The organism is Candidatus Dechloromonas phosphoritropha, from assembly GCA_016722705.1.
GTDB lineage: Bacteria > Pseudomonadota > Gammaproteobacteria > Burkholderiales > Rhodocyclaceae > Azonexus > Azonexus phosphoritrophus.
The window spans coordinates 368,528-384,040 of the sequence record JADKGN010000005.1 but is presented as its reverse complement, the minus strand read 5'-3'; the positions used below and the strand labels follow the sequence as shown (position 1 = coordinate 384,040).

The window sequence follows — 15,513 nt, the reverse complement described above, 5'->3', positions numbered from 1 at the left end:
CCAACAACGACAACAAATGAAAAAAGCGGCCGGGAATTATCCGGGCCGCTCTCTCGAACGCTTCGGTCTGGCTTATTTTCGCAGACCGAGGCGGGTAATCAGGGTACGGTAAGAATCGATGTTCTTGCCCTTGAGGTAATCCAGCAGTTTGCGGCGCTGGCTGACCAACCGCAATAGACCACGACGGGAATGGTGATCCTTCTTGTGCTCCTTGAAGTGCGGAGTCAGATCATTGATGCGGGCGGTGAGCAGCGCAACCTGGACTTCCGGGGAACCGGTATCGCCCTTGGCGCGCTGAAAATCGGCGACGATGCCGGCCTTGGATTCTGTGGTCATTGCCATTTCAAACTCTCTTTCTTGGTTACGACGCAGCCCCAGTTTGATAGAGCCGGCGCCAGATCAGGACATCCCTTCCTTTTGGCAAAAGAAGGTCTGCCATGATACCAAATCAAAGCATCAGTTGCACCAGCTTTTTGGGCCACAAACGGCCATCGGTAGCCGATTCGCCGACACCTATCAGCCTGCGGTCAACATAGACGCGGATCTTCCCGCTCAGGCCAGCCGGTAGTTCGACCGGGTTCCCGTGGCGGAAGCGTTCCGCCGCCTCGCCTTCGAGCATCGCCGCCGGCAGAGTCCGCAGCAAGTCATCGACCGGTTGCAGGCAACCTGCCCGCCCCGCTTCGTCGAGAGACGCGAGATGCGCCAGCGTCACGGCAGCGCCCAGATCGAGATCACCGACCCTGGTTCGGCGCAGACCAGCCAGGTGAGCGCCACAGCCGAGCGCATCCCCGATGTCGGCGGCCAGCACACGAATGTAGGTACCCTTGCTGCACGCAACCCGCAAGGTCAGGCTTTCGCCGCCAAAACCCAGGCAGTCGATGGCATGAATGGTGACCATCCGCGGCTCCCGCTCGACTTCGATTCCCTGGCGCGCGAGTTCGTACAATGGGCGGCCGTTGCGCTTGAGCGCCGAATGCATCGGCGGGATCTGCCGAATCGCGCCAGTAAATTGCGACAGTACCCGCAAAATATCGTCAATTTCGACGTTGACCGCAGCAGTCTTCGTAACCTTGCCTTCGGCGTCGCCGGAATCGGTGGTGACACCCAGTTGAATCACTGCCTCATAGGTCTTATCGGCATCGAGGAGGTCGGCCGAGAACTTGGTCGCCTCGCCGAAACACAACGGCAGCAGGCCACTGGCCAGCGGGTCGAGAGTCCCAGTGTGCCCGCCCTTGGCCGCCGAAAACAGGCGGCGCACCTTCTGCAAGGCGTCGTTGGAAGTCAGACCGAGCGGCTTGTCGAGCAGAAGAACGCCATCGACCTGTTTCCAGGTCTTCCTGACTTGCATACGAACCCTATTCTTCGGGCGTCTGGTCGCTCAATGCATTAGCCTGATCGATCAGTCGGGAGAGGCTGATGCCATGCTCGATTGATCTGTCGAAGACAAAATGCAGCTCGGGCAGCGTGTGGATGTGAATTCGCCGGCCGAGCTCACGGCGGAGAAAGCCTGCGGCCCGCTTGAGGCCGCGCTCGATCTCCTCCAGGTGGTCGTCATCGAGTGTCGAGAAGAAGATCTTGGCGTGCGCGTAATCCGGTGTCAGTTCGACCGCCGTCAGGCTGATCATGCCGACCCGTGGATCCTTCAGTTCGTTACGAATCAGATCGGCGAGGTCGCGGCGCACCTGCTCCGCGACCCGATCACTGCGCTGGAAACCAGCCTTGTTCATTTCAATGTGCGAGCCACTTCCTGAATTTCATACACTTCGAGGTGGTCGCCTTCCTGGATATCGTTATTGTTCCTGAGCGACAGACCGCATTCGAAATTGCTGCGCACTTCCCTGACGTCGTCCTTGAAGCGCTTGAGCGACTCAAGTTCGCCGTCCCACTGCACGACATGGTTGCGTAGCAGGCGAATGCGGGAATTGCGCTTGACAACGCCTTCCAGAACGTAACAGCCGGCAATGGCGCCAACCCTGGAGACATGGAAGACCTGGCGGATCTCGACCAGGCCGATGATCTGCTCGCGCTTCTCCGGCGACAGCATCCCGGAAAGCGCTGCCTTGACCTCGTCGACCGCGTCGTAGATCACGTTGTAGTAACGGATGTCCACACCGAAGGTTTCGGCCAGCTTGCGCGAATTGGCATCGGCCCGGGTATTGAAGCCAATGATGACCGCATTGGAAGCCTGCGCCAGATTGACATCGGACTCGCTGATGCCACCCACGGCGCCATGGATGATCTGCACCCGAACCTCGTCGTTTGACAGCTTGGCCAGCGTCTGCACCAGCGCTTCCTGCGAACCCTGCACATCGGCCTTCACGATGAGCGGCAAGGTCTTGACCTCGCCTTCCTTCATCTGCTCGAACATGTTCTCGAGCTTGGCTGCCTGCTGCTTCGCCAGTTTGACATCGCGGAACTTGCCCTGCCGGAACAGGGCGATCTCACGTGCCTTCTTCTCATCCGAGAGAACAATGGCTTCTTCCCCAGCCGCAGGCACATCCGACAGACCGAGGATTTCAACCGGAATCGACGGACCAGCATGGTTGATCGCCTTGCCGTTCTCGTCCAGCATAGCTCGGACCCGCCCGGAAACCTGACCAGCGAGCACGACATCGCCGCGCTTCAGGGTCCCCGACAAGACCAGCATTGTCGCCACAGCACCGCGCCCCTTGTCGAGACGCGCCTCGATGATCAAGCCCTTGGCCGGGGCATCCTTCTGTGCCGTCAGTTCCAGAACTTCTGCCTGCAGCAGCACCTGCTCGAGCAACTCGTCGATACCAATACCCTTCTTCGCGGAAACTGCCACGAACGGCGAATCACCACCGTATTCCTCGGGAATGACGCCTTCGGCCACGAGTTCCTGCTTGACCCGGTCCAGGTTGGCGTCGGGCTTGTCGATCTTGTTGACCGCAACGACCAGCGGTACACCGGCTGCCTTGGCGTGGTGAATCGCTTCCCGGGTCTGTGGCATCACGCCATCATCGGCGGCGACAACCAGAATCACGATGTCGGTCGCCTTGGCGCCGCGTGCGCGCATGGCGGTGAATGCCTCGTGGCCGGGAGTATCGAGGAAGGTAACCATGCCGCGGTCGGTCTGGACGTGGTAAGCGCCAATATGCTGGGTAATGCCACCGGCTTCTCCCACCGCCACCTTGGTGCGGCGAATGAAGTCCAGCAGCGAGGTTTTGCCGTGGTCGACGTGACCCATGACGGTAACCACTGGCGCCCGCGGCTCCATCGGCACATCCTTGAGCGCGGCGGACTCCTCGAGGAAAGCATCCGGATCGTCCAGTTTGGCGGCAAACGCCTTGTGGCCCATCTCCTCGACCACGATCATGGCCGTTTCCTGATCCAGCACCTGGTTGATGGTGACCATCGACCCCATCTTCATCATCACCTTGATGACTTCTATGGCCTTCACCGCCATCCTGTGCGCCAGATCGGCCACCGAAATGGTTTCAGGAATATGTATCTCGCGGACAACGATTTCGGTCGGCGCCTGGAAGCTCCCCTGGCCCTCATCAACCGCGTGGCCATGCTTCCTGTGACCATGCCGGCCACTCTTCCACGAACTGCCGGGATCGGCCGAGCGCGTCTTGATTCCCGGCTTCTTGCGGCTGTCGTCGACGCGAGCATTGCCGCCCTTCTTGGCATCCTTGCCCGGTGCGTCGGGTTTCTTGTGCAGCGTGCCTTTCTCCGGTGCGGCTTCCTGCGTCTTCGCCTGGGCGGTTGCCTGTTGTGTCGCCTGCCCCGCCAGTCTGGCGGCTTCGGCCGCCGCCTCGGCCTGCTGGCGCATGCGGACCAGTTCGGCTTCGCGGGCCAGCTTCGCCTTCAACTCCTGTTCCTGAATATCGCGCAACTGGCTATAGCGACGATCCTGCTCCTCGCGGGAACGCAACTCACTCTTACCGATCACCGAAGCAAGCGTAACCGTCGGCTGCGGCTTAACTTCAGGCCGCGCCTCAACCACCGGCGCATTCTCGACGACCTGTGCAACCTCCACAACCGCCTCGACGATCGGAGCAACCTCCACAACCGCCTCGACGACCTGTGCAACTTCCACAACCGCCTCGACGACCGGCAGATCCGCCGGCTTTTCGACCACTTCGGCAACTGCCTCGACGACCGGCTCGACAACATGATCGCCCGCTTCGCGCTTGATCAGGACACGCTTCTTGCGCACCTCGACCTGAACCGTCCGGGCACGCCCATGCGAATCAGTCGCCTTGAATTCCGAAGTCTGCTTGCGTGTGAGCGTAATCTTGGTCTTCGAATCGTCGCCATGGGCGCGGCGCAGGTAATCGAGCAGTCTTGCCTTGTCCTGATCGGTCAACGCATCGGCGCTCTCCTTCGTGGCGACACCCGCCCTGCCCAGTTGTTCGAGCAGAGCCGACACCGGCATCTTGAGTTCTGCGGCAAATTGCGAAACAGTTGTTGCGGTCATGCTTGCTACCCTCCCGCTCACTCAAACCAGTGAGCACGCGCCTTCAAAATGATTTCCTTGGCACGCTGTTCGTCGATGCCGGTCATTTCAACAAGTTCATCGACCGCCAGCTCGGCGAGTTCATCGCGACTCTTGATCCCTTTGCCGGCCAGCTTGGCCGCCAGTTCCCTGGACATGCCCTCGAGCGTCAACAGGTCGTCGGCCACGCCTTCGAACTGCTCCTCGTTCACGATGGCCTCAGTCAGCAGGACATTGCGCGCCCGGTTGCGCAGCTCATTGACGATGTCTTCATCCAGCCCATCGATCTCCAGCATTTCGGCGAGCGGAACGTAAGCGACCTCCTCGAGCGTCGAGAAGCCCTCTCCGATCAGCAGATCAGACAGTTCCTCGTCAATGTCCAACTTTTCCATAAAGGTGACGCGGGTGACCGCGTATTCGGCTTCCGAGCGCTTGACCGACTCATCCTGAGTCATCAGGTTGATCGTCCAGCCGGTCAGTTCCGAGGCCAGGCGAACGTTCTGGCCGTTGCGGCCAATCGCGATGGCGAGGTTATCCTCGTCGACCACGACATCCATGGCATGCTTTTCTTCATCGACGACGATCGACGAAACCTCCGCCGGCGACAACGCGCCGACGACAAACTGTGCCGGGTCCGCCGACCACAGCACGATATCGATGTTCTCGCCTCCAATTTCGTTGCGCACCGCGGTGACGCGCGAACCGCGCAAGCCGACGCAGGTGCCAATCGGGTCAACGCGCGGGTCGTTGGACTTGACGGCGATCTTGGCGCGTAAGCCGGGATCGCGGGCGCAGGCCTTGAGTTCCATGAGGCCGTCGGAGATCTCCGGCACCTCCAGGTCGAACAGCTTGATGACAAATTCCGGCGCGGTTCGCGACAGGATGATCTGAGGTCCGCGCGCATTGCGGTCGATACGTAACAGATAGGCGCGGACGCGATCGCCGATACGCAGGTTTTCCTTGGGGATCATCTGGTCACGCGGCAGCACCGCCTCGATCTTGCCCGCTTCGATGATCGCGCTACCCCGCTCCATGCGCTTGATGGTGCCATAGACGATATGCTCGCCGCGTTCGAGGAAGTCGGCCAGAATCTGCTCGCGCTCGGCGTCGCGAATCTTCTGCAGGATGACCTGTTTGGCCGCCTGCGCGCCGATGCGACCAAAGTCGATAGGCTCGAGAGGCTCCTCGAGCGAGTCGCCGGCCTCGATTTCCGGATCGTCCTTGCGCGCCTCGGAAAACGGCACCTCGAGGTATTCGTTGACGTACTCGTCATCGAGGACAACCTGCCAGCGACGGAAGGACTCGTAGTTGCCGGTTTCACGGTCGATAGAAACCCGCACATCCGCATCATCATGGATGCGCTTCTTGGTCGCCGAAGCCAGCGCCAGTTCAAGGGCGCCAAAAACGATTTCCTTGCCGACGTTCTTCTCGCGAGCCAGTGCATCGACCAGCAGCAAAATTTCACGGCTCATGGGCTAAAACCTCCTAGTCCTTCAGTCGAATCGCGGCACCAGACGTGCCCTGTCGATATTATTGAATTCGAGTTCCACAGCATCCTTCTCCAGACGCAGACCAACCTTGCCGTCGGTAAGACCAGTCAGTTCTCCCTGGAAGTTGCGGCGGCCGCCCTGGGGGATACGCAGCTTGATCTGAATGTCGTGCCCGACAAAGCGCTCGAAATCCTCGGGCTTCTTGACCACGCGATCAAGACCCGGCGACGATATTTCCAGACGGTCGTAATCGACATTCTCCACATCCAGCAGGCGCGAAAGCTGATTGGAGACGCGCGCGCAATCATCAACATCGACCCCGCTCTCCTTGCCCGGCAGGTCGATGAAGACGCGAATGGTCCGGCCACGGGGCGACATCTCGACATCGACGAGTTCATAACCGAGACCGACAACGGTCATTTCAAGCAGTGCGTTTAAATCCATAGCCACAAATAAAAAATGGGCGAAACGCCCATCTCACGGAAAAGATGCCCCGTCGGAAATGGCGGGAGGGAAAAACCGGTGAATTATAACGAGTTTGTTGATTCCGGTAAATCAATCCGGCAGACTTTACAGGGCAACCGTATTTGCCTCGGAGTGAGCCCTTTAGCGTCAGCTTGTCCAGCAGTGCCTTGATGGCGGCAATTCCGTGGCCCTTGCCGTGCCTGCCTTCCAGGCCCAGGCGCAGGCGCAGGCCGCGGCGCCGCAGGGAACATCGCGTAGTGCTCGTCGGTCGCATCGTCCATGGTCACGATCTGATCCCACGTCTGTTCGGGCAGACACTTCTTAAAATCGCATCTTCCTCCTGTAACAAGTCCGTCCGCTTCATTCGCCACCTCCTCGAAGAAGAACTGAAACAGGACAGAGCATTCGCTACTGCTCGGGACAGATTACTTGTTCGCTCCACGGGCTCACCATCCTGTTGCGTTCAACCCGGTGATCGGTTACGGTACGGCCCGATGGTTACTGGTGGGCTTCACCACGGGTTGGCCGGCAGGGGCTGAGGGGCTAATGTGCCGGACTCGGAAGCGGGGGCTTCGCCAGCCGGCACCGGTTCATCGCATTGGCGTCCGGCCGGCTTGATCACTTTTCCCGGACTTGTATCGAAAGCATTTGATGGCATCCGCAAAATGAAAAACAGCTACGATCAAACAGTTGCCGCCTCTTGCGCTACCGTTGCGAAGACTCTCCCCGACGTACCTCACTACCTGCAGGCGAACTACTGGTGGGCCTACATCCATCCGCATGCGGTAACCGTCTTCGAGCGACAGTGGCTGGTTAACCTGATTCTCTGGGGCAACTACAAACGCCTGTGCAATGCGGTGCTCAACGATTACGGCCACAACCTGATGGGGCGCACCCTGCAGATCGCCTGTGCCTACGGGGATCTGACCCCGCGACTGGCGGAGCGCGTGGCGCCGGATGGCCTGCTCGAGGTCGTCGATATCCTGCCGATCCAGTTGGAGAATCTGTCGGGCAAGCTGCCCCAGGATCTGCCGATCAAGCTGCATTGCATGGACTCCGCGGCGCTCGGTTTTGCCGACGCGAGCTTCGACCGGGCATTGCTGTTCTTTCTGCTCCATGAACAGCCGCAAGCCGTGCGCGAGAAAACCCTAGCGGAAGCGCTGCGGGTGATCCGTCCCGGCGGCACGCTGACCATCGTCGATTACGCACCGGCGAGCCGCCTGAATCCGCTGCGCTATTTCTGGATGCCGGTTCTGGACCGCCTTGAGCCGTTCGCCCGCGACTTGTTCACAGAGGAAATTAGCGCCTGGTTGCCAAAATCCAACGGCTTTGCCACAGTCAGCGATCAGCGTTTCTTCGGCGGCATGTATCAGATGCTGACACTGAAAGTTGCCGAAGAGGAGAAAGTCGGTGTCCCGGCGAGCAATTGACCGGCCGGCCAGTGGGTTGATTCCTGCCAGGCGTTCTTGGACGTTGATCGTGGCTAACAGTGTCTGACACGGAAGGAGGAAGTGTGGAAACATTCAAGGCAGATGTGGTGATTGTCGGTGGTGGAGGCGCAGGACTGCGCGCTGCGATAGCGGTAGCAGAGTCTGATCCGGCACTGAAAATCGCGCTGGTCTCGAAGGTCTATCCGATGCGCAGCCATACCGTCGCCGCCGAAGGTGGCGCGGCTGGCGTGAAGTTGCCGACCGACAGCCTCGAGTATCACTTCAACGACACGGTGGGCGGCGGCGACTGGCTGTGCGAACAGGACGTGGTCGACTACTTCGTGGCCCAATGCACCGAGGAGTTGACCCAACTCGAACACTGGGGCTGCCCGTGGAGCCGCAAGGAGGATGGCCACGTAAACGTGCGCGCCTTTGGCGGGATGAAGATCGAGCGCACTTGGTTCGCCGCCGACAAGACCGGCTTTCACATGTTGCACACGCTGTTCCAGACGTCGATCAAGTACCCTTCGATCAAGCGCTTCGATGAACATTTCTGCGTCGACCTCGTGGTCGAGGATGGTCGCGTCCAGGGGGTCGTCACCATCGAGATCGCCTCCGGAGAATTCACGCTGATCGAGGCACGATCGGTCATCATCGCCACCGGCGGGGCCGGCCGGGTATTCCGCGAGAACACCAACGGCGGCGTGGTGACCGGCGACGGCATGGCCCTCGCCTTCCGTCACGGTGTGCCGCTGCGCGACATGGAGTTCGTCCAGTATCATCCGACCTGCATGCCCGGCACCGGCCTGTTGTTCACCGAAGCCTGCCGCGGTGAGGGGGGCTTCCTCCTGAACAAGGATGGCTATCGCTATCTGCAGGACTACGGTCTCGGGCCGGCGGAACCGACGCCACGCAACAAGGCAATGGAACTCGGGCCGCGCGACCGGCTCAGCCAGGCTTTCTGGTACGAACAACAGAAAGGGCGGACCATCGAGGGCCCGCACGGATCGGTCGTGCATCTCGACCTGCGCCATCTCGGCGAAGCCAAGCTGCGCGAACGCCTGCCGCAGATCTACGAACTCGCCGAACAGTATCTTGGTGTCGACCCGGCACACGCACCGATTCCGGTGCGGCCGGCGGTTCATTACACGATGGGCGGCATCCTTGTCGACGGCCTCTGCGCTTCACCGCTAGCGGGTCTTTATGCAGCGGGAGAATGTTCCAGCGTCGGCATTCACGGTGCTAACCGGCTCGGTTCCAACTCGCTGTCCGAACTGCTGGTGTTCGGCAAGGTTGCCGGGGTCGAAGCTGCACGCTTTGCGAAGTCTGTGGCCCCGGGAAACTCAGCCAGTCTGCAGAAGCAGGCGCAGGCGGTCGAACAGCGGGTTCTCGGACTGAAACAGAAGACCGGGGGGACCGAACGGATCGCCACGCTGCGCAAGGAGATGGCGCAGACCATGGAGGACGGGTGCGGTATCTATCGCCTGGCCGAAACGATGCAACAGACTTGCGACAAACTGGACGAACTCAAGGACCGTTTCCGAAACGTGAATGTCGAGGACAAGTCAGGGGTCTGGAATACCGAGTTGCTGCTCGCGATCGAACTGGGATATCAGCTCGACGTCGCCCAGTCGATGGCTCATTCGGCGCTGCAGCGGCGCGAGTCACGTGGCGCCCACCAGCGCCTCGACGGTTTCGAGCAGCGCGACGACGTCAACTTCCTCAAACACTCACAGGCGCATTATGTCGCGGGCGGAACGCCACGCATCGATTACGGTCCGGTCAAGATCACCAAGTCGCAGCCGGCCACCCGCGCCTACGGTGCGGCCGGCGAAAAGGCCGAGCAGGAAAGGAAGGCCTCCCATGTCTGAACAACAGAAGACAATCGAAATCGAGGTCCTGCGCTATAACCCGGAGACAGACACGGAGCCACACCAGCAGGTTTTCGATGTGCCGTTCACCGACGACATGTCGGTATTGCAGGGAGTGCAGTACATCAAGGACTACCTCGACGGTTCTTTGAGCTTCCGCTGGTCGTGCCGGATGGCCATTTGCGGCAGTTGCGGCATGATGATCAACGGCATACCGAACCTGTCCTGCCAGACCTTCCTGCGCGACTATTATCCCGGACGGGTGCGGGTCGAGGCACTGGCGCATTTCCCGATCGAGCGCGACCTCGTGATCAACATGGAAGGCTTCATGGAGAAACTCGAGAGCATTCAGCCCTACATCATCCCGAAGGAAGCACGCCCGCTGGCGCAGGGCGAATACCTGCAGACGCCGGCACAGCTCAACGCCTATGAGCAGTTCAGTTCGTGCATCAACTGCATGCTGTGTTACGCCGCCTGTCCGCAGTTCGGCCTCAACCAAGACTTTATCGGACCGGCGGCAATGGCCCTGCTGCACCGCTATAACATCGACTCGCGCGACGGCGGCAAGGCTGAACGCATGGAACTGGTCAATTCCGAAGAGGGCGTATTCAACTGTACGGCGGTCGGTTACTGTTCCGAGGTTTGCCCGAAGCATGTCGATCCGGCCAATGCGGTCAATCAGAACAAGACCAACAGTGCCATGGACTATTTTCTGCGTTTCCTTGCTCCGAAGGGAGGTGCAAAGTGAACAAGCGTCGTCCCTATGTTCGCTCGATGGATGGCTGGTGGCGGAAGAATCCTTTTTTCGTCGAATACATGATCCACGAAGGAACAGCCCTCTTCGTCGCCGCCTACGCCGCGATCCTGCTGACAGGACTGGTTCGCCTGGCACAGGGTGAAGCCGCCTGGAGTCACTGGTTAACCGTGCTGAAGAATCCCTGGTATATCGGCTTCCACGTGCTGGCCCTGTTCGCCATCAGTTATCACACCTACACCTGGTTCAAGATCATGCCACGCACGATGCCGCCAGTCATTGTTGGTGGCAAGCGGCTTTCGGCTGGCGCAATCACCGGCGGCGGACTTGCCGTGGCGGTAGCGGCCAGCCTGGCGCTGTTTTCTCTAGTCTGGGGGATAGCACGATGAAACGCGAACTCAAACGTTCCAACGCACCGATATTCTGGGCACTTTTCGGGGCTGGCGGTATGTTGTCAGCACTGCTCGGCCCGATGCTGGTCTTCATCACCGGCATTGCCGTTCCGCTCGGACTGCTGCTGCCGGCGGACACGATGAGCTACCCAAAGATGCTCGCGTTTGCCCAGAACTGGATCGGCAAGGGCTTCATTTTTGCGGTCATCGCGCTCTTCCTGTGGCACGCGGCGCACCGCATCTTCCATAGCCTGCACGACATCGGCATCCACGCCGGCACCGGCGCCAAGCTGCTCTGCTACGGTCTGGCCATGGTCGCGACGGTAATCGCCGCCTACGCCCTGCTGGTGGTCGGCTTCTAGAAATTCCGCTTTTCTTTGGCCAGCCAGGCTTCGACGTCCTCGAAGTCCTTCCGGTTCTGACGGATGACCAGGAAGAAAACGAAAACAAGCGCCAGAGCAAAGGCGAGCAAGGCAAACAACGGCCAGCCAGAACCTGCGACCAACTGAAGGGGCATTGCTTTCTCCCATGGGTGTTTGCAATTGCTACGAACTTTTGCATCAAACTGGCATTGACCAACTAAGACCGCCAATCCAGATTACGGTTCCAGTGCGTCTGACTCGTCGCCACTTCCTGAATCGCAGTATTGTATCCGGGCGGCGGCAGCCCAGAATCATCGCCTCTCTCAATTTCGACGATGCTCGCAGACACAATGACCAGCACGTGACCGAACGCGACGTTTGAGAAATTCAGCGCCCGCGCAAAAAAAATGCCGAGCCTGGTCAGCCGCTGTCAGGGCGCAATCTCGCCGGTATTGAGGATTTCCACAATGGTAAATCCGGCCTCGTTTGCTAACTTCTCCACTCGCGAACGCTGCGGCGCTGGCAAGGAATTCCCGGTGCTTCGCGCACGAGGGCGAAGCACCCTAGTATTGCCGCTGCTGAATCCGAAGGCATCGTCGACCCGGGGTGCAGCCTTGGTGGGCTTTTTCCGACAATCCAACCGGCGCGTTGGTTAGCGCTTCTCTCTTCCTTATAGGCAAATCGATGACTATTTCCCCGAAAGTTCTCGAGACCCTGCGCGAACGCCGCAAGAGCGTTCGGGCCGGCGGCGGTGCCGAAAAGCTCGAGGCGCGCCACCGGAAAGGCCTGCTCGGGGCGCGCGAGCGTCTGGCTCTGCTGTTCGATGCCGACACCTTTCAGGAAGGCGGCGCCTATATCCGTCACTACGGGGTCCCCTTCGGCATGGGCGACAAGGATCTTCCGGCCGACGGGGTGATCTCCGGAACCGGGTATGTAGCCGGCGCACAGGTGGCTGCCTTCAGTCAGGACTTCACCGTCGCTGCCGGCACCCTCGGCAAGATGCACGCGCGCAAGATCGTCGATGTCATGCACGCCGCGCTGAAGAACGGCATTCCACTGGTCGCCTTTAAGGATTCTGGTGGCGCCCGGATTCAGGAGGGCGTCGATGCCCTTTCAGGCTACGGCGAAGTCTTCTACCACAACGTTCTGGCGTCCGGCGTCGTGCCGCAGATCGCCGTGGTCGTTGGCCCATGCGCGGGCGGTGCCGCTTACTCGCCGGCGCTGATGGACTTTATCATCATGACACGGCAGAACGGCTACATGTTCATCACCGGTCCCGAAGTCATCAAGGCGGTTACCGGACGGGCGACGAGCATGGACGAGGTGGGTAGCGCCGAGGTGCACTCGACGGTCAGCGGCAACGTGCACTTCGTCGTCGACGATGACCGGCAGGCCGTCGCGCTGGTCAGGGCACTGCTGTCCTACCTGCCAGCAAACAACACCGAGGATCCGCCGCACATTCTGGGCGCCGACATCGAATTCACGCCGGACGCGGGGCTGCACGCGCTGATTCCGGAAACCTCCTCGGAGCCTATGGACATGCACGCCGTCGTCCGCCGCATCGTCGACGGCGGCCAACTGCTCGAGGTGCATGCCGGCTGGGCACGCAATATCATCGTCGGCTTCGCCCGCATCGAGGGAGTGGTGGTCGGCGTCGTCGCCAACAATCCGATGGAAATGGCGGGCGCCCTTGATATCAATGCCTCCGACAAGGGGGCACGATTCATCCGTTTCTGCAACATGTTCAACATTCCGGTCGTCACATTTGTGGACGTGCCTGGCTTCCTGCCCGGCGTCGAACAGGAGCGCGGCGGAATCATCCGTCACGGCGCCAAGATGCTCTATGCCTACGCCTCGTGCACCACGCCCAAGCTGACGGTGGTCCTGCGCAAAGCCTACGGCGGCTCGTATCTGGCAATGTGCTCGCAGGAGATGGGCGCCGATGTCGTCTATGCCTGGCCGACCGCGGAAATCGCCGTGATGGGCGCGGACGCTGCGGTCAACCTCCTGTATCGCAAGGAATTGGACGAAGCGGAGGACAGGCGCGGCAAATCCGCCGAACTCGCGGCAGCCTACCGGGCTGAGTTCGCCTCGCCCTATTTGTCAGCAGCGCGCGGCTACGTGACCGACGTGATCGAGCCCGCCGAAACCCGGCCGATGCTGGCACTTGCGCTACGCAAGTTGCTCGGCAAGCGCGAACTTCGGCCAGCCAAGAAACACGGGAACATCCCGCTGTGATGCGCCTTTTCCAATTGTCGGGAGACCCGCGATGAACGAAGTGATCATCAGGACACTGTGGATCTACGGCCTGGCAATCATTGTTTCGCTGGGAGTTGCCGTCGTCATCAAGGTGATCGTGGTCACCCTCAACATTCTGGAACGCAAGCCTGCCGCGCCCTCGCAACCAGTAGCCATTCCACCGGCACCGTTCGCTGTCGAGGCCGACCATATCGCGGTTATCGCGGCGGCCGTCCATGCGATGACCGGTGGCCATCGCATCGTCCGCATCGAGGCGGCTCCCCACCAGTCGGGATGGGCCGCTGGCGGACGCCAGGCGCATCACGCGTCGCACACCCTGCCCCATCATCACAAACGTTAACTTCGCTCACCCGACCATTTCCCGGAGGCCCGCATCATGGAAAGGAAGTACAAGATCACTGTCGATGGCAGAGAATACAACGTGACGGTCGAGGATCTCAGTGAAGGGAGCAGCCTGCTTTACCCGGAGCCGGGCAGCATGAACATTCCGGCGCCGCGACCGGCTGCAGCGACCGCGCCGCCCGTGGCGAACGCTGCCGCTGGCGAACACGCAGCAGAGGGTGACGTCGTCAGCACGATGGGCGGCGTCGTCGACTCGATCAATGTCGCGGTCGGTCAGGCGGTCAATGCCGGCGACACGGTGGCCGTCGTCGAAGCGATGAAGATGAAGACGCCGGTGGTCGCCAGGGTTTCCGGCACGGTCGCCAGCATCGCGGTCAAGGCCGGCGATGCGGTCGAGCCCGGGCGAGTACTGATGAGCATTTCCTAAGCCGGGCGCCGAAGATGCACGATCTCCACCTGCTCGACTTGTTTCAAGGGGTTGCCACACTGCTGGCGGCCGATCCGAAGATTGCGGTCGGGCGCATCGCGCTGATGCTGCTCGGCTTCCTGCTAATCTACCTGGGCAAGAAGGAGGTCCTCGAACCCCTGTTGATGATTCCGATGGGGCTCGGGATGGCGGCGGTCAACGCCGGCGTGATGGTTTTCGACAGCGGCAAAACGGGCACCCTGTTCGTCGATCCACTGGTCACCGACCCCAGCGCGGTGGTTAACGTGCTGCAGATCAACTGGCTGCAGCCGATTTACACGCTGATGTTCAGTAATGGCCTGATCGCCTGCCTGGTATTCATGGGTATCGGCGTCCTGCTCGATGTCGGCTTCGTCATGGCGCGCCCGTTCCAGAGCATGATCCTCGCGCTGTTTGCCGAACTCGGCACGGTCGTCGTCTTTCCTATTGCGGTGGCGCTCGGCATGGGCGAACGCGACGCGGCGGCGGTGGCGCTGATCGGTGGCGCCGATGGCCCGATGGTCCTTTTCGCCTCGCTGATTCTCGCCCGCGACCTGTTCGTACCGATCACCGTCGTCGGCTACCTGTACCTCGGGCTAACCTATGGCGCCTATCCCTACCTGATCAAGCTGCTGATCCCCGAGCGCTTGCGAGCTATCCCGATGCCGGTCGACGACGTCCAGAAAATCACCTCTGGGCAGAAGCTGGTGTTTGCCGTCGTCGTCTGCACCTTGCTGTGCCTGCTCTTTCCGGTCGCCGCGCCGCTCTTCCTGTCACTCTTCGTCGGCGTTGCCGTCCGTGAAAGCGGCTTGGTCAATTTTGCCAACCTGATGGGCGGCACCTTCCTCTACGGCGCCACCTTCTTTCTCGGACTGACTTTGGGCATCCTGTGTGAGGCCAGCGTCATCCTCGATCCGGTCGTCCTCAAGCTGCTGCTGCTCGGTATGCTGGCGCTGCTGCTCTCGGGGATCGGCGGCATCATCGGCGGCTATGCCCTCTACTTCTGGTACAAGGGCAAGTACAACCCGATCATCGGCATTGCCGGCGTCAGTTGCGTGCCGACGACAGCCAAGCTTGTGCAGAAGATCGTCACCAAGTCCAATCCGGGAGTCATCATCCTGCCGCATGCGCTGGGAGCGAGCATCAGCGGCGTCATCACGACGGCGATCCTGACGGGAATTTACGTCGCCATGCTGCGCTGAGACAGGTACTCCTGCGCCCGGCCGCCAGACGGCGAAGAG

16 protein-coding genes are annotated in these 15,513 nt (G+C 60.6%); 9 read left to right on the top strand and 7 right to left on the bottom strand.

Going from position 1 to position 15,513, the window contains the following annotated elements; translation table 11 throughout:
• Window positions 1-72: 72 nt before the first annotated feature.
• The 6 genes from rpsO to rimP all read right to left on the bottom strand — a co-directional run bounded on the left by rpsO (window position 73) and on the right by rimP (window position 6,396).
• A complete protein-coding gene (gene rpsO / locus IPP03_21425) occupies window positions 73-342 on the bottom strand; it encodes a 30S ribosomal protein S15 (GenBank protein ID MBL0355069.1) in 270 nt (89 codons plus the stop codon).
• 106 nt (window positions 343-448) lie between these two features.
• Complete coding sequence (truB, locus tag IPP03_21420) at window positions 449-1,348, bottom strand: tRNA pseudouridine(55) synthase TruB (GenBank protein ID MBL0355068.1); 900 nt, start codon at window positions 1,346-1,348, stop codon at window positions 449-451.
• A gap of 7 nt (window positions 1,349-1,355) precedes the next feature.
• Complete coding sequence (gene rbfA, locus IPP03_21415; protein ID MBL0355067.1) at window positions 1,356-1,727, bottom strand: 30S ribosome-binding factor RbfA; 372 nt, start codon at window positions 1,725-1,727, stop codon at window positions 1,356-1,358.
• The gene (infB, locus tag IPP03_21410; protein MBL0355066.1) at window positions 1,724-4,444 is read right to left on the bottom strand and encodes a translation initiation factor IF-2; all 2,721 of its coding nucleotides are present in this window, start codon (window positions 4,442-4,444) and stop codon (window positions 1,724-1,726) included. The genes rbfA and infB overlap by 4 nt, the downstream gene beginning before the upstream one ends.
• A 17-nt stretch (window positions 4,445-4,461) precedes the next feature.
• Complete coding sequence (gene nusA / locus IPP03_21405; GenBank protein MBL0355065.1) at window positions 4,462-5,934, bottom strand: transcription termination/antitermination protein NusA; 1,473 nt, start codon at window positions 5,932-5,934, stop codon at window positions 4,462-4,464.
• 21 nt (window positions 5,935-5,955) lie between these two features.
• Complete coding sequence (rimP, locus tag IPP03_21400; protein ID MBL0355064.1) at window positions 5,956-6,396, bottom strand: ribosome maturation factor RimP; 441 nt, start codon at window positions 6,394-6,396, stop codon at window positions 5,956-5,958.
• Between the two features lie 686 nt (window positions 6,397-7,082).
• Here rimP and IPP03_21395 point away from each other — a divergent pair.
• The 5 genes from IPP03_21395 (at window position 7,083) to frdD (ending at window position 11,226) form a co-directional block, all read left to right on the top strand.
• Window positions 7,083-7,847 carry a class I SAM-dependent methyltransferase gene (locus IPP03_21395; GenBank protein ID MBL0355063.1) on the top strand — a complete coding sequence of 255 codons (765 nt, stop codon included), beginning with the start codon at window positions 7,083-7,085 and terminating at the stop codon, window positions 7,845-7,847.
• 83 nt (window positions 7,848-7,930) lie between these two features.
• Window positions 7,931-9,718, top strand: coding sequence for a fumarate reductase (quinol) flavoprotein subunit (frdA, locus tag IPP03_21390; protein MBL0355062.1), 1,788 nt, complete (start codon window positions 7,931-7,933; stop codon window positions 9,716-9,718).
• On the top strand, window positions 9,711-10,466 hold the full coding sequence (locus tag IPP03_21385) for a succinate dehydrogenase/fumarate reductase iron-sulfur subunit (GenBank protein MBL0355061.1): 756 nt from the start codon (window positions 9,711-9,713) through the stop codon (window positions 10,464-10,466). Before frdA ends, IPP03_21385 begins: the two co-directional genes overlap by 8 nt.
• On the top strand, window positions 10,463-10,861 hold the full coding sequence (locus IPP03_21380; protein MBL0355060.1) for a fumarate reductase subunit C: 399 nt from the start codon (window positions 10,463-10,465) through the stop codon (window positions 10,859-10,861). Before IPP03_21385 ends, IPP03_21380 begins: the two co-directional genes overlap by 4 nt.
• A complete protein-coding gene (gene frdD / locus IPP03_21375; GenBank protein MBL0355059.1) occupies window positions 10,858-11,226 on the top strand; it encodes a fumarate reductase subunit FrdD in 369 nt (122 codons plus the stop codon). Before IPP03_21380 ends, frdD begins: the two co-directional genes overlap by 4 nt.
• Here the strand turns inward: frdD and IPP03_21370 are convergent.
• The gene (locus IPP03_21370; protein ID MBL0355058.1) at window positions 11,223-11,381 is read right to left on the bottom strand and encodes a hypothetical protein; all 159 of its coding nucleotides are present in this window, start codon (window positions 11,379-11,381) and stop codon (window positions 11,223-11,225) included. The two genes, frdD and IPP03_21370, sit on opposite strands and share 4 nt — an antisense overlap.
• Before the next feature lie 529 nt (window positions 11,382-11,910).
• Between IPP03_21370 and IPP03_21365 the strand changes: the two genes are divergently transcribed.
• The 4 genes from IPP03_21365 to IPP03_21350 are packed head-to-tail and all read left to right on the top strand — an operon-like array spanning window position 11,911 to window position 15,474.
• Window positions 11,911-13,464, top strand: coding sequence for an acyl-CoA carboxylase subunit beta (locus IPP03_21365; GenBank protein MBL0355057.1), 1,554 nt, complete (start codon window positions 11,911-11,913; stop codon window positions 13,462-13,464).
• A gap of 31 nt (window positions 13,465-13,495) precedes the next feature.
• On the top strand, window positions 13,496-13,825 hold the full coding sequence (locus IPP03_21360; protein ID MBL0355056.1) for a hypothetical protein: 330 nt from the start codon (window positions 13,496-13,498) through the stop codon (window positions 13,823-13,825).
• Window positions 13,826-13,861: 36 nt separating this feature from the next.
• The gene (locus IPP03_21355) at window positions 13,862-14,254 is read left to right on the top strand and encodes a biotin/lipoyl-binding protein (GenBank protein ID MBL0355055.1); all 393 of its coding nucleotides are present in this window, start codon (window positions 13,862-13,864) and stop codon (window positions 14,252-14,254) included.
• Between the two features lie 14 nt (window positions 14,255-14,268).
• Window positions 14,269-15,474: a sodium ion-translocating decarboxylase subunit beta gene (locus tag IPP03_21350; protein MBL0355054.1), complete on the top strand. Its 1,206-nt coding sequence runs from the start codon at window positions 14,269-14,271 to the stop codon at window positions 15,472-15,474.
• Window positions 15,475-15,513: the final 39 nt, after the last annotated feature.